Origin of the sequence: Pseudactinotalea sp. Z1748 (genome assembly GCF_049725185.1) — a bacterium.
Taxonomy (GTDB): Bacteria; Actinomycetota; Actinomycetes; order Actinomycetales; family Beutenbergiaceae; genus CALKWS01.
The window spans coordinates 113,527-127,045 of sequence record NZ_JBMPQB010000007.1 but is presented as its reverse complement, the minus strand read 5'-3'; the positions used below and the strand labels follow the sequence as shown (position 1 = coordinate 127,045).

General features: G+C 69.6%; 14 protein-coding genes. 5 read left to right on the top strand and 9 right to left on the bottom strand.

All coding sequences use genetic code 11. The annotated features are described in order from the left end of the window. The 3 genes from ACO0LU_RS15355 (at position 1) to ACO0LU_RS15345 (ending at position 5,080) form a co-directional block, all read left to right on the top strand. Positions 1 to 975, top strand: a complete 975-nt coding sequence (locus ACO0LU_RS15355; RefSeq protein WP_424792281.1) for an ABC transporter ATP-binding protein — start codon at positions 1 to 3, stop codon at positions 973 to 975. Next, the gene (locus tag ACO0LU_RS15350) at positions 972 to 2,387 is read left to right on the top strand and encodes a GH1 family beta-glucosidase (RefSeq protein WP_424792225.1); all 1,416 of its coding nucleotides are present in this window, start codon (positions 972 to 974) and stop codon (positions 2,385 to 2,387) included. Before ACO0LU_RS15355 ends, ACO0LU_RS15350 begins: the two co-directional genes overlap by 4 nt. Before the next feature lie 116 nt (positions 2,388 to 2,503). Then, positions 2,504 to 5,080, top strand: a complete 2,577-nt coding sequence (locus ACO0LU_RS15345) for a glycoside hydrolase family 2 protein (protein ID WP_424792224.1) — start codon at positions 2,504 to 2,506, stop codon at positions 5,078 to 5,080. Positions 5,081 to 5,145: 65 nt separating this feature from the next. Here the strand turns inward: ACO0LU_RS15345 and ACO0LU_RS15340 are convergent, their stop codons facing one another. Continuing rightward, positions 5,146 to 6,198, bottom strand: coding sequence for a LacI family DNA-binding transcriptional regulator (locus tag ACO0LU_RS15340; RefSeq protein ID WP_424792223.1), 1,053 nt, complete (start codon positions 6,196 to 6,198; stop codon positions 5,146 to 5,148). A gap of 97 nt (positions 6,199 to 6,295) precedes the next feature. On the opposite strand from ACO0LU_RS15340, the gene ACO0LU_RS15335 reads away from it, so the two are divergent. Next, positions 6,296 to 7,054, top strand: a complete 759-nt coding sequence (locus ACO0LU_RS15335; RefSeq protein ID WP_424792222.1) for a hypothetical protein — start codon at positions 6,296 to 6,298, stop codon at positions 7,052 to 7,054. Between the two features lie 7 nt (positions 7,055 to 7,061). Here ACO0LU_RS15335 and ACO0LU_RS15330 read toward each other — a convergent pair whose 3' ends face one another. From ACO0LU_RS15330 to ACO0LU_RS15320, 3 genes are all read right to left on the bottom strand, one after another. Then, the gene (locus ACO0LU_RS15330; RefSeq protein WP_424788781.1) at positions 7,062 to 7,547 is read right to left on the bottom strand and encodes a SufE family protein; all 486 of its coding nucleotides are present in this window, start codon (positions 7,545 to 7,547) and stop codon (positions 7,062 to 7,064) included. A gap of 83 nt (positions 7,548 to 7,630) precedes the next feature. Beyond that, positions 7,631 to 8,530, bottom strand: a complete 900-nt coding sequence (locus ACO0LU_RS15325) for a sulfurtransferase (RefSeq protein WP_424792221.1) — start codon at positions 8,528 to 8,530, stop codon at positions 7,631 to 7,633. 80 nt (positions 8,531 to 8,610) lie between these two features. Further along, positions 8,611 to 9,183, bottom strand: coding sequence for a GNAT family N-acetyltransferase (locus ACO0LU_RS15320; RefSeq protein WP_424792220.1), 573 nt, complete (start codon positions 9,181 to 9,183; stop codon positions 8,611 to 8,613). A 75-nt stretch (positions 9,184 to 9,258) separates the two neighbouring features. On the opposite strand from ACO0LU_RS15320, the gene ACO0LU_RS15315 reads away from it, so the two are divergent. After that, on the top strand, positions 9,259 to 9,822 hold the full coding sequence (locus tag ACO0LU_RS15315; protein ID WP_424792219.1) for an NADPH-dependent FMN reductase: 564 nt from the start codon (positions 9,259 to 9,261) through the stop codon (positions 9,820 to 9,822). A gap of 28 nt (positions 9,823 to 9,850) precedes the next feature. Here ACO0LU_RS15315 and ACO0LU_RS15310 read toward each other — a convergent pair whose 3' ends face one another. From ACO0LU_RS15310 to lpdA, 5 genes are read right to left on the bottom strand one after another with little or no spacing between them, the layout of a single operon-like run. Further along, complete coding sequence (locus ACO0LU_RS15310; RefSeq protein WP_424792218.1) at positions 9,851 to 10,522, bottom strand: methylated-DNA--[protein]-cysteine S-methyltransferase; 672 nt, start codon at positions 10,520 to 10,522, stop codon at positions 9,851 to 9,853. Beyond that, a complete protein-coding gene (locus tag ACO0LU_RS15305; RefSeq protein WP_424792217.1) occupies positions 10,519 to 10,998 on the bottom strand; it encodes an RNA polymerase sigma factor in 480 nt (159 codons plus the stop codon). The genes ACO0LU_RS15310 and ACO0LU_RS15305 overlap by 4 nt, the downstream gene beginning before the upstream one ends. A gap of 54 nt (positions 10,999 to 11,052) precedes the next feature. After that, positions 11,053 to 11,517 (bottom strand): hypothetical protein, encoded by a 465-nt coding sequence (locus ACO0LU_RS15300; RefSeq protein ID WP_424792216.1) that lies wholly within the window; start codon positions 11,515 to 11,517, stop codon positions 11,053 to 11,055. Positions 11,518 to 11,567: 50 nt separating this feature from the next. Beyond that, the gene (locus tag ACO0LU_RS15295) at positions 11,568 to 12,068 is read right to left on the bottom strand and encodes a YqeB family protein (RefSeq protein WP_424792215.1); all 501 of its coding nucleotides are present in this window, start codon (positions 12,066 to 12,068) and stop codon (positions 11,568 to 11,570) included. A 44-nt stretch (positions 12,069 to 12,112) separates the two neighbouring features. Further along, positions 12,113 to 13,510 (bottom strand): dihydrolipoyl dehydrogenase, encoded by a 1,398-nt coding sequence (gene lpdA, locus ACO0LU_RS15290; protein WP_424792214.1) that lies wholly within the window; start codon positions 13,508 to 13,510, stop codon positions 12,113 to 12,115. Positions 13,511 to 13,519: the final 9 nt, after the last annotated feature.

Sequence of the window (13,519 nt, the reverse complement as noted above, 5' to 3'; positions counted from 1 at the left end):
ATGCGCGATGTGAACAAGGTCTACAGCGTCGGCACCTTCGGCACCGGCAGCCTGCACGCGGTGAAGAACGTCAGTTTCGACGTCGGTCAGGGTGAAGTGGTCTCGCTGATCGGGGAGTCCGGGTCCGGCAAGTCCACCCTGGGCAAGATGGCGCTGCGTCTGACCTCGACCACCTCCGGTGGGATCACCTTCGCCGGAACCGACGTGCTGGGCCTGAACCGCCGCGACCTCCGCGGCTACTACCGCCGCGCACAGGGGGTGTTCCAGGACCCCTTCAGTTCCTACAACCCGATCTTCCCCATCGATCGCACCTTCGATGCCCTGCGGCGAACCAACTTCGCCTCCATGTCCAACAAGGAATGGCAGGGCAAGGTCGACGACGCGATCAACGCCGTCGGCCTCGAGCCCGCGACCGTGCGCGGCAAGTACCCTCATCAACTCTCCGGCGGCCAGTTGCAGCGGCTGCTGATCGCCCGCGCGCTGTTGCTGGACATCGAGTTCCTGGTGGCAGATGAGATCATCTCGATGCTGGACGCCTCCACCCGGATCGACGTGCTGAATCTGCTCGGAGACCTGAAGCAACGCGGACTGAGCATCCTGTTCATCACCCACGACCTCTCCCTGGGCAACTACGTCAGCGACCGGGTGGTGATCCTGCACCGCGGCCGGATCGTGGAGCAGGGCGTGACGAGCGCGGTCTTCAGCGAACCGTTGCACCCCTACACCCGCAACCTGCTCGCCTCGGTGCCGCAACTGAACCGGCGCTGGGACGAGGTGGAGGCCGAGGAGGCCGAGCGCTCCGCGGTGCTGGCCGGCCGCTGCCTGTTCCACGAGCACGACGACGCCGCCTCCGCGCCAAACTACGGCACCGTCGAGGTGGCCCCCGGTCATCAGGTGGGCTGCTTCAGCCTCGACGCCGACGAGGTGTGCCCGATGACCGAAGCGAGACGTTCAATGACCGGAGCCGACCGATGACCACCACCCAGTCCGAGCCGACCACCACGGCGCTGGCCGCACGATTCCCCAGGGATTTCGCCTTCGGCGCCGCCACCGCGTCCTACCAGATCGAGGGCGCAGCCCGCGAGGACGGCCGCGGCGCGAGCATCTGGGACACCTTCGCCCAGGTGCCCGGGAAGGTGCTCGGCCAGCAGAACGGTGAGGTGGCGGTGGACCACTATCACCGGTTCGCCGAGGACGTCGCGATCATGGCGGACCTGGGATTGACCTCCTACCGATTCTCGATCGCCTGGCCCCGCATCATCCCCGAGGGCACCGGCGCGGTGGAACAGCGCGGGCTGGACTTCTACCGCCGGCTGCTGCAGACCGTTCGGGAGGCCGGCATCGAACCGGTGGCCACCCTGTACCACTGGGACCTTCCGCAATCGCTGCAGGACCGCGGCGGCTGGGCGAACCGGGACACCGTGGCCGCCTTCTCCCGGTACGCCGAGGTGGTCCATGGCGAGTTGGGTGACCTGGTGGACACCTGGATGACCATCAACGAACCGTGGTGCGCCGCCTTCCTCGGCTACGGCTACGGAGTACACGCCCCCGGCCTGACCGACCCGCGGGCCGCGCTGCGCGCCGCGCACCATCTGCTGCTGGCCCACGGCCGGGCGGTACAGACCATGCGTGCCCAGGACCAGGACCACCGGTACGGCATCGTGCCGAACCTCTACGGGGTGGTCACCGGTGACTCCGGGGATCCCGAGGCGGACCGGCGCGCGGCGGACACCGCCGATGTGCTGCAGAACCGGCTCTGGCTCGATGCCACCCTGCTCGGGACCTACCCCGAGGAGGTGGTGGCCCTGCAGGAGCGCTTCGGGGCCGCGGACGCGGTGCAGCACGGCGACCTGGAGGTAATCGCACAGCCACTGGATGTGCTCGGGGTGAACTACTACAGCCAGCACCACGTGATCGGCACCGAACCGGTGCCGGCCACCGAGCCGGGACAGGCGGGCCAGGAGCACGTGGAGCAGTTGCCGCCACCGCACCCGCGTACCGCGATGGGCTGGAGCATCGAGCCGCACGGTCTGCGGGACCTCCTGATCCGGCTGAAGCGGGACTGGCCGGTGCCCCCGATCATGATCACCGAGAACGGGGCCGCCTTCGATGACGAACTCATCGGCGGCGCCGTGCACGATCACGACCGGCGCGACTACCTGTCCTCGCACATCGAGGCGGTGGCCGAGGCGGTCGAAGCGGGCGTGGACGTGCGCGGCTACTTCGCCTGGTCGCTGCTGGACAACTACGAGTGGGCCTTCGGCTACGACAAACGGTTCGGCATCGTGCACGTGGACTACGCAACCCAGGCCCGCACCATCAAGGACAGCGGCCACTGGTACCGCGATCTGACCACCGCCCACCGCGCCCACCACGCGGGCACCTGATCACCCAGCCACCACCCACTGCCCACCATCCCGCCCCCATGACCTGACGTGGACGCCGCCGGCGCGTGCCGGCCTGCACGTCGGTGCGATCGCCGGAGCACATCGGAGGAATACCCGTGACCTACCCAGACCCCGCCCGCCGGCGCGCCCCGTTGCACTGCGGCTGGCAGTTGCACCTGCGCCACGGCGCCCCGGGCGCCCCGGCGGACCTGCAGAACCAGGCCATCGATGCCGTCGTGCCGGGGACCGTGCACACCGACCTCATCGCCACCGGTCACCTGGCGGACCCGAACGTGGGCACCCGAGAGGACGAGCAGCACTGGATCGGGGCCTCGACCTGGTCCTACGCCACCACGATCGCGGCCCCGGCCGAGCAGGGTGAGCGCACCGAGTTGCTGTTCGAGGGCCTGGACACCCACGCCGAGGTGTTCCTGGACGGGGCGCGCCTGGGTGAGACCAAGAACATGCACCGCCGGTTCCGGTTCGATGTGACCGGGTTGCTCAGCCACGCCGAACACCGCCTGGAGGTGGTGTTCCACCCGATCATGGCCGAGGTGGACCGGGTCCGCGAGGACGTCGGTGTCATGCCGGCGGTGGAGGCCACCCACTATCCGTACGTGCGCAAGATGGCCTGCAACTTCGGCTGGGACTGGGGCCCGGTCTTCATCACCGCCGGGATCTGGCGACCGGTGCTGCTGGACACCTGGTCGGTGGCCGCGCTGGACGATCCGGTGCTGCTGGCCACCCTCGACGGCGACGACGGGGTGCTCCGGCTGGCGGCGACCGTGCGGTCCACCGGAGCCGAGGCAGATCTGCTGGTGCGGGTCCGGGTCGAGGACCACCCGCACAGCGGGGGCGGGGATTTTCCGGGGGACGGGGCCGGGGGGCACGACGACGGCGCCCACCCGGGTGCCTACCGCACCACCGCGCAGGTCCGGGGGGGCCGCGTGGAGGCCGAGGTGCGGATACCCCAGGTGCGTCCCTGGTGGCCGGTGGGGATGGGGGAGGCGACCCGCTACCCGGTCACCCTCGAGTTGTGCACGGCCGACGGTCAGGTCCTGGACCGGGTCGAACGCCGGGTGGGCTTTCGCACTGTGGAACTGGTGCAGGAGCCGGACGCCCACGGCGTGGGTTTCCAGACCGTGATCAACGGCCGGGCCGTCAACGCGCGCGGCTTCAACTGGATCCCGGACCTGCCCTTCGCGTCGGCCATCGGCGCCGAGCGGTACCGGCGGCGGCTGGACCAGGCGCGCGCAGCCAACGCGAACACGCTGCGGGTGTGGGGCGGGGGGATTTTCGAACCGGCGGAGTTCTACGACGCGTGCGACGAGCGCGGCCTGATGGTATGGCAGGACTTCCTGTTCAGTTGCGCCGCCTACCCCGAGACCCCGTGGTTCCGCGAGGAGATCGAGGCCGAGGCCCGCCAGGCCATCACCGACCTGTCCCACCACCCGTCGCTGATCCTGTGGAACGCCAACAACGAGTGCCTGATGGGGTACGACGAGTGGGGCTGGAAGGAGATCCTGGACGGGCGGCCCTGGGGCGCGCACTACTACGGCGAACTGCTGCCGTCGCTGGTGGCCGAACTGGACCCCTCCCGGCCCTACATCCCCGGCAGTCCGAACTCGGGGGACCTGACCACCTCCCCGAACGCCGACGAACGCGGCCCCTCGCACCTGTGGGACGTGTGGAACGAATTGGACATGGTGGCCTACCGGGACCGCACCCCGCCCTTCGCCGCGGAGTTCGGGTTCTGCGGACCGCCCACCCACGCCACCCTGCGCGCAGCCGTCCCCGAGGGGGAGCTGACACTGGACAACCCGGTGGTGCGCCACCACCTGCGCGCGGAGAACGGGGTGCACAAGCTGAACAGCCGCATCGGTGCGCACTTCCCCGCCGTGGCTACCGACGACGACTGGTTGTGGATCGCCCAGCTGCACCAGGCCCGCGCGCTGATCCTGGGCGTGGACCACCTACGTTCGTTGCCGCGGTGCACCGGGGCGTTGGTGTGGCAGCTCAACGACTGCTGGCCGGTGATCTCCTGGGCCGCGGTGGACTCGCAGGAGCGGCTCAAGCCGCTGTGGTACGCCCTCCGCTCGGCCTTCGCGCCGCAACGCCTGAGCGTGCAGCCACGCGTTGGGGCTCTGGTCCTGGCTGCAGTGAACGACTCCGGGCAGCCCTGGAGCGTCACTGCGACGGTGCGCCGGGTGGCCTTCGACGGCACCGAGCACGCCAGCACCGAGGTTGCCCTCGAGGTTCCCGTCGCCGGTACGGCGCAGGTGGCCCTGCCGGCCCGGGTCGCCACACCCGGGGACGAGCGCGCCGAGCTGCTGGTGATCGAGGCCCCGGGTGCGGAGCGCACCACGTGGTTCTGGGCCCGTGACACCGAACTGGCTTACCCGCGCGCCGGCTGGGACACCCAGGTGCACCAGGCGCAGGACGGGGTCGACCTGGTGGTGACCGCCGAAACGCTGGTGCGGGACCTGACCGTCTTCCCCGACCGGCTGCTCAACGCCGACGGCGACCCGCTGCCGGCGTCGGCGGTGGCCTCCCGCGCGCTCATCACGCTGCTACCGGGAGAGTCCACCCGGATCCGCATCCCCGGCGCCGGCCCCGAGCACGCCGAGGCGCTGATGACCCGCCCGGTGCTGCGCGCGGCCAACGACATCGAGGAACTGGCCCCTGCTCGCTGATCGGCTGGGCCGGCAGGGAAGCCGGAGTGGGTGTCGGGGCGAATCGCAACAGGACGGTCCCGGCGCTAACCGCCCAGGTTGTGGGCCGGCACCCAACCCGGTGCCGGCCCGGTGGTCCCGCGCAGCACCATCTGGCTGGGCGTGAGTTCCTCGGTGGTGTCGGTACCGCCGCGAATCAGGTGCAGCAGGGCCTGCGCCGTGCGGATCCCGTACTCCACCGGGTGCCGGTCCACCGCGGTAATCGCCGGACGCGAGACCGAGCACAGCAGCGAGTCATCCCAACTGATCAGGGACAGGTCCCCGGGCACGCTGACCCGCGCCTCCTCGGCCGCCTGGAGCGTGCCGACGGACATCAGATCGTTGGAGCAGGTGATCGCGCTCGGCACCGGCCCGGTGCGCAACTGTTCCGAGATCAGGGCATGCGCCCCGGCCATCGTGTAGTCACCCTCGATCACCTCGATGCTCATCCCCCGCCGCTCCGCCTGCGCACGAACCTGGGCCAGACGGTGCCGCTCGTGCATCATGCGCAACGGTCCGGTGAGGTAGGTCAGGTATCGGTGCCCCAGGGCGGCGAACGCGTCCACGATAAGTTCCGCGACCGCCCGGTCATCGGTCTCGATGCTGCGGATGGTCGAACTGGTCGCCGGACCACCCTGCAGCACCGCCGGCAGGCCGAGGCGGGTCAGCAGCGGCAACCGGGGATCGTCCACGTGCTCATCGAAGAGAATCACGCCGTCCACCCGGCGTTCGGCCGCCCAACGCGAGTAGATGGCCAGGTCCGCACCGGACTGCGGGCTGACCATCCGCAGCGTCAGGGACATGTCCGCCTCGATCAGCACATGCTCGACCCCGGCGATGATCTGCATGTAGTAGGGCTCGGTGCCGATCATCTCCGGGTCACGGGAGAGCACCATCCCGATCGAACCGGTGCGCGCCTTGGACAGCGCTCGCGCCGATGAACTCGGGTACCACCCGAGGTCCCGGGCCAGGGCCTGCACCCGGTCACGCGTCTCCTGGCTCACCCCCGGCCGGTTGTTCAAGGCGTAGGAGACCGCTGCCGGCGACAGGTCCAGCCGGCGGGCCAGATCGGCGATCGTCAGGCGGTTGCCGTTGCTCACTCGGTTACTGTCCCACGGCCGGGCGCGAGGATGCTCGGGATCGGCTGGATGACAGTAGTCATGGCGCCGGCTGGGACCCGCTCGTTACGCTGGGGGAGTGAATGTCTGGGAGTTCATCGGCTCGTACTGGTGGCTGGTCTTCCCGCTCGGCGGGATCCTCACCGGGGTGGCGGGGGGCTGGGCCCGAGCCGTGCGCCGTTGGGATGAACGCCGGCGCAAGCACAAGTTGGAACTCGCCAGGATCAAGTACGGGAACCGGCCGCCCGTCGCCGACGGCGCACCGGGCCGCGGCCGCGGCCGCGACCGCGCGGCCAGGGCGGAGCAGGCGGCCGCCCGGCGCAGCGAGGCCCAGCGGTTGATCGCCGAGCATCAGGAGATCGACCAGCGCTGGCTGTCCTACGAGCTCGACCTGGCCAAGTTGATCGACTTCCCGGTGATGAGTGATATGCGTGAACCGGTGACCGTGGAGTTCCACCGGGCCAAGCGCACCGCCGACGGCCTGCGGCCCGACGATCCGGCCCGATTGGGCGAGGAGCAAGCCCTGGCCGACTACCGGGAGGCCGTGCGGGAGTACGCCATCAGTTTCGAGATCGCAGAGCGGGAGGCCAAGCGGCGCCGGTCCACCGACTTCTCCCCCGAGGAACGGCGCACCCTGGAACGGGCGAAGCAGTTCCTGGCCCTGGCCGAGGACTCCGCCGCCACCAGTGCAGAACGGCAGCAGGCCTACCGACGCACTCAGCACGAGCTGCTGGGTCTGATCGCCATCCCCGATGCCACCGACGACGCGGTCCGCCAGCGCATCGCCGGTGCACTCGATGCGCCCTCCCGGCCCGCCCGGGACGCCCAGCAAGCCTGAGGTGGGGTCAGAGCGCGGCCTTGGCCTGCACCTGCCGCTTGATCCGCCACAACATCCCGGCCATGCCGCGCAGGCGCAGTGGACTGACCGCCTCACCCAGGCCCAGCTGGTCCGAGACGTCGGCCGGCACGTCCAGGACCTCGGCCACAGTGAGCCCGTCCAGACCTTCCTGCAAGATCCCGGCGAAGCCGCGCGTGGTGGGTGCTTCGGGAGGTGCGGAGAAGAACAACCGGACCACGCCGTCGTCCCCGGTTCCGTCCACCTCGGCGACCAGGAACAGCGGTGACTGACACTCCGGAACCGGTTCGAGCAGTTCCGGATGGTCGCTGTAGCGCTCGGGCAGCGGCGGCAAACCGCCGGAGAACTCCAGCAGCAGTTGCAGCCGGTCCGGGACGGTGAGCGCGTTGAAGTCGTCCACGATCTGGGCCATGGCGGGAGGCAATGACACGGGCGTTCCTTCGATCAGACGGGAAAGGTGGCCACGTCCGATCATCTCACCTGTGCGCCCCCGGGCGCTCCCGGGCTGGTGCGCTCCCGGGCTGGTGCGCTCCCGGGCTGGTGCGCTCGCGGGCCGGCTCAGCGACCGGGGACCTGGCCCGGTTCGGACCCGACCGCGATCGGCACCCGCACGGCATTGCCCCACTCGGTCCAGGACCCGTCGTAGTTGCGCACGTCGGGGAACCCGAGCAGGTACTGCAGCACGAACCAGGTGTGCGCCGAGCGCTCCCCGATGCGGCAGTAGGCGATCACCGGCTCCTGTGGGTTCAGGCCCTTCTCGCCCCGGTAGATCTCCTCGAGTTCGGAGCGGGTGCGGAAGGTGCCGTCCTCGTTGGCCGCGCGTGCCCACGGAACCGACTCCGCACCCGGGATGTGCCCACCACGCAGGCTGCCCTCCTGCGGGTAATCGGGCATGTGGGTCTTCTCCCCGGTGTACTCCGGCAGCGAGCGCACATCGACCAGTTGCCCACCGAGGAAGTCCAGCACGTCCTCCTTGTAGGCCCGGATCGCCGAGTCGTCGCGCTCGATCACCGGGTAGTCCACGGGTTCGGGGCTGGGCACCTCGGTGGTGGACTCCCGCTCCTGCGCCACCCATGCGGCCCGTCCGCCGTCGAGCAGGCGCACGTCCTGATGACCGAACAGGGTGAACACCCACAGGGCGTAGGCCGCCCACCAGTTGTTCTTGTCGCCGTAGATCACCACGGTGTCCTCGCGGCTGATGCCGTTGCGGCCGAGCAGGTCGGCGAAGCCCCGCCCGTCCACGTAGTCACGGGTCACCGGGTCGTTCAGGTCGGTGTGCCAGTCGATCTTGACGGCGCCGGGAATGTGACCGGTGTCGTAGAGGAGGACGTCCTCATCGCTCTCCACCACCGCCAGGCCCGGCCGGCCCAGATTGTCGGCGAGCCACTGGGTGGACACCAGTTTCTCGGGGTGGGCGTAGGCGGCGAACTTGGGGTGGTCGTCAAAGGGCAGAGCCATGGGTGCCTCCTGGAATGGACGTGGTCTGCACCGATCCTCTCATCCACGCCGCCGCCCCGGGAACGTGTGGGCGGCGGTGCTCACGTGCTGGACACCAGCGCCTTGCGGTACAGGTGCAACCGGCAGGGCGTTGCGAGCCGTTCGGCCAGCCCGGGATAGCGGGCGGTCACCTCGACCTCCCCGGAACGGGCATAGCCCAGGCGCTCGTACCAGCGGCCCAGTTCGGCCTTGCCGGCGTGCGGCCGGTCGGTGGGGGTGAGCACCTCGATCTGCATCGAGGTGGCGCCCGACTCCCGCGCCAGGTGCTCCACCGTCTGCACGAGCCGGCGGCCCAGCCCCACGCCGCGGGCCGTCGGTGCCACCGCGAGCATGGCGAAGGAGGCGACCTGACCCTGGGTGCTGGAGTGCACGGCGGCGACGATGCGCCCGCCGTCGACCGGCTGGGCCACGACGAGCGAGCCGGCGGCTATCGCGGTGGTGACCTGCCCAGCGTCGGTGCGGGTGGCACCCTGCCGCCAGAACCCGGCCTCGGCCTCGGCGTAGACCTGGTTGGTCAGGGCCGTGACGGCCTGCACGAGACCGCGATCGCGGGCCTCGGCCGGCACGAGCGGGCGGATCAGCACGTCCGGGCGCGGGGCTGAACTGGTGGCCACACCCGAACGGTACGCCACCGTCGGGCCCGGTGCCCGAGCGCCGGAAGATGCGCTCCGGCCGCACCCGTGCACAGAATGGCGACCATCTATGACGTCGGATTCATCGTGGGAAGCCTGTCCGAGGAATCGATCAACCGGAGGCTGGCCGCCGCCCTCGGGCACGTGGCCGGGGACCGGATGAGATTGACCGAGATCGAGATCGGTGACCTGCCCGTGTACAACCGCGATCTTGATGATGACCTGCCCGGCCCCGCGAAGCGGCTGAAGGATCAGATCGAGGGCGCCGACGCGGTGCTGTTCATCACCCCGGAGTACAACCGGTCGGTGCCCGCGGCGCTGACCAACGCGATCGAGTGGGCGTCCCGTCCCTTCGGGGAGAACTCCCTGACCGGCAAGCCCACCGCCGTCTGTGGCGCCTCCCCGGGCGCCGTCGGCACCGCGGTGGCACAGCAGGACCTGCGCTCGATGCTCACCTACTCCGACTCCCCGCAACTGCAAGCCCCGGAGATGTACTTCCAGTACACCGAGGGAACGATCGACGAGGACGGCACCATCCATGACGATGGTGTGCGGCACGTGATCAGCGAGTTCGTCGACGCGTTCGCGCAGTTCCTGGACGAGCAGCGCTCGAGCTCCTGACCTGAGCCGGCTGAGCACCTCCTTCCGCTCAGGCCGCCACCGACTCCAGCGCCAGCAGCCTCTCCTTCGCCGGCAATCCACCGCGGTAGCCACCCAGGGAGCCGTCGGAGCGCACCACCCGGTGGCAGGGCACCACCACCGGCACCGGGTTGGTCGCGCAGGCGCTCGCGGTTGCACGCACCGCCCGTGCCCGTCCGGACCGCGCGGCCAGGGTGGTGTAGGTGACGCGCTCCCCGAACTCCACCGCCCGCAGTTCATCGAGCACCTCCCGGCGGAACCCCTTGGTCAGGGACAGGTCCACCTCGACGCTGAACTGCCGCCGTCGGCCCTCGAAGTACTCGGCGACCTGTGTCCGCACCGGTGCCAGCCGCCCGGGTGCGCGCAGGATCCGGGGGCTGATCCGTGCGGCCAGGTTCGTCAGCACCGCCTCGTACCCCTCGGACTCGAACGCCACGCGCACCAGACCCCGTGGTGTGGCAGCCAGTAGCAGGCCCCCGATCGGGGTGTCCACCACGTCGTAGCCCACGTCCAGCGATCCGTCGTGATCGGCACGCTCGGCCAGGTCGTCGAGCAGCCGCGCCAGTGTGGCCGGTTCCACGGTTCCCCGGATCGCCTCATCCAGAGCGCGAACGCCGGTGCGCTCCGGAGGCCTCTCGGGACCGGCGGGCCGGGCGCCATTGTTGATGTGGTGGGTGGTCATTGTGCCTCCTCGAGGTAGTGCCTGCGCAGCGCGGCGACTCCGTCGGCGCAGGCGCGTCGCGCCGCGGCCGGGCTGCCGCCGAGGATCGCGGCGACCTCGGCATGGGGCAGCCCGGCGATGTGGTGATAGACGACGGCGTGGCGCTGCTTGTCCGGGAGGTCACCCAGTGCCTCCCACAGGTCGCGCTCCCACCCGCCGGGCCGGTAGTGGGCACCGGGGCGTTCGGGGATGACGGCGGTGGGACGGGCCTGGCGGGACGTGCGCCGGATGTGGTCGATCGCCTTGCGGCGAGCGATCGTGACCAGCCACGCCTCGAGGTTGGCCCCCTCGTCCAGGTCGGGGTAGGCACCCAATGCGGCCAGGAACGTCTCGGACCAGGCGTCCTGGGCGTGATCGGGGCCGAGCAGCGCGGTGCACACGCGCAGCACGGTGGCCCCGTGGCGAGTCACCACCTGCTCGAACGGAACAGTCGTCATACCCGGTAGACGCACCCGGCGGCGTGGATGTGAGGTTGCCGGTCGTGCGGGGCCTCAGCCATGCCGAGGCTCGAGCAGGTCGGCGGGGTCGGCGAGGACGGGCACCTCGGCATCGGGCCTGGAGGAGTCGGCCACGGCGCGCTCACCCAGGGGCGCGTCCAGGCGCACGGTGTAGAACATGGCGGTGACCACGTCGGGGCAGTTCAGCCCGCCCCACCGGGTGGCGTTCGGGCTGGTGGTGCGGGCGGTCAGGGTCACGGTGTTGCGGGACTCACGTACCTCGATCCCGGTCAGTTCGTCGCATTCGGTCACCTCGGCGCGCACCATCAGGTCCCGACCGTTCTCCTGTGTGGGCGCCACCGAGGCGATCGTGCCCGTGCCGGGTACGGCGAAGCCGACCACCAGCGCGTAGGTGATGATCGCGACCACGAACAGGATCACCACGCCGATCGTCGAGAGGGTGAAAGCTCGAACGCGGCGTCGCTGCTCGTCCTGCAGCCGGGGAACGGCGGTAGCCATGCCCCCATGATCTCACCCGACCTCAAGGACAGGCGGGTCAGCGGTGCGGGTCAGGCCGATTCCCAGGGGTAGTCGTGGCGCAGGAACGCCTCGCGCAGTGCGTCCTTGGATCCCTCGACCTCGCCGTGGAAGAGTTCGCGGCCGGTGGCGCTGAGGATCACGATGTTGCTCCCCTTGCGGCGCACGCCGTCCACCTTTTCCCGCTCGATCACGGTCACCTCATCACCGGCGCGGATCTCGATGCGCTCATCGGTGAGGGTGAGCACCGGTGACACCCGGAGCACGAACAGCGCCACCAGGAGGCCCAGCACGGCTCCGATAGCGGGCCGGCCCCAGGTGAGCCAGTCGTGGTCGAAGGAGCCGATCAACTGCAGCGGACCCTGGAAGGGCATCCACGGCACCTCGGCTGCCCAGTTCGCCAGCAACGGCACCAGCAGGCCCACGCTCAACCCGAGGGCACCGAAGAGCAGCACGGTGAGCCAGCGGTCAGCCGGCCCCAGCCCGCCCACCCGGGTCGCGCCGTCGGGAACGGAGGAATCCTCGGAACTCACCCCCGCATGCTAGTGGTGCGCGGGGACGGGCTCCCAGCGGATACCTACAGGTGGATCATGTTCCCCTCGGCGATGCCGTGCATCACCTCGTGGATCGCCTCGCTCAGGGTCGGGTGGGCGAACACGTTGCGCGCCACCTCATCGGCAGTCAGGTCCCACCGCTGCGCCAGGGTCAGGGCCGGGAGTAGTTCGGTCACGTCCGGTCCGATCATGTGCGCGCCGATGATCTCGTTGTACTTGGCATCGGCGACCACCTTGATGAACCCGGAGGTGTCGCCCAGGCCGGCGGCCTTGCCGTTGGCGGAGAACGGGAACTTGGAGGTCTTGACCTCGTATCCCTTTTCCTTGGCCTGTTCCTCGGAGTAGCCGAAGGAGGCGATCTGGGGCTGGGAGTAGGTGGCCCGGGGGATGAAGTCGAAGTCGACCTCCATCGTCTCGGCATCCGCGATCGTCTCCGCGGCCACGATTCCCATCGCCGAGGCGGTGTGGGCCAGCATCAGTTTGCCGGTTACGTCGCCCACGGCGTAGACGTTCTCCACGTTCGTGCGGCCGCGGGAGTCCACCACGATCGCACCACGCTCGGTGGCCACGTCGATGTTCTCCAGGCCGTAACCCTCCAGGCGGGGGGCGAACCCGGTCGCCGAGAGCAGCCGGTCAGCCTCCAGTACCTGGGCCTCTCCGCCGTCGGCGGGGGAGACGGTGACCTGCACGCCGTCGCCGGTGTCGGTGACCGACTCCACCTTGGTGGACAGCATCACCTTCACGCCGAGTCGCTTGTAGTGCTTGAGCAGTTCCTTGGAGACCTCGGCGTCCTCGGTGGGCACCATCCGGTCCAGGAACTCCACGATGGTCACGTCCACCCCGAAGTTGGTCATGATGTAGGCGAACTCCACGCCGATCGCGCCGGAACCGGCGATCACGATCGACTTGGGCAACTCGGCGTCGAGGATCTGCTCCTCGTAGGTGACCACGTTCTCGCTGAGCTCGATGCCGGGAACCAGCTTGCTGGTCGCGCCGGTGGCGATGATGAGGTTGTCGAAGGTCAGATCGGTCTTGCCGTCGTCACCCTCCACGGTCATCGAGGTAGCCGACGTCAGCGTGCCCCAACCGTCCACCTCGGTGATCTTGTTCTTCTTCATCAGGAAGTGCACGCCCTTGACGATCCCGTCGGAGACCTGTCGGGAGCGCTTGTGCGTGGGTTCGTAGGACATCGTGGCGTCGCCCTCGATGCCGAACTTCTTCTTCTCCTTGGTCAGCACGTGGGAGAGTTCGGCATTGCGCAACAGCGCCTTGGAGGGGATGCAGCCCACGTTCAGGCACACACCGCCCCAGTACTGCTTCTCGACCACGGCAACCTTCTTGCCCAGTTGCGCCGCGCGGATCGCTGCGACGTACCCACCGGGACCGGCTCCCAGAACAACGACGTCATAGTGTGAACTCACAGCATCAGA